A 232-nucleotide genomic window follows, 5' to 3' on the forward strand; every position below is an offset into this window, starting at 1 on the left:
TACTCCTGACTGACCGATAGTGAACCAGTACCGTGAGGGAAAGGCGAAAAGAACCCCGGAGAGGGGAGTGAAATAGAACCTGAAACCGTATGCGTACAAGCAGTGGGAGCCTACTTTGTTAGGTGACTGCGTACCTTTTGTATAATGGGTCAGCGACTTATTTTCAGTGGCGAGCTTAACCGAATAGGGGAGGCGTAGCGAAAGCGAGTCTTAATAGGGCGTTTAGTCGCTG

At 50.0% G+C, this 232-nt stretch carries 1 rRNA gene; it reads left to right on the top strand.

Features of this window, described 5'->3' with window-relative positions:
• Window positions 1-232 (top strand): 23S ribosomal RNA (locus RCF34_RS22825); the annotation flags it as partial.

It is taken from the genome of Pseudomonas sp. 102515, from assembly GCF_031085165.1.
Lineage (GTDB): Bacteria > Pseudomonadota > Gammaproteobacteria > Pseudomonadales > Pseudomonadaceae > Chryseomonas.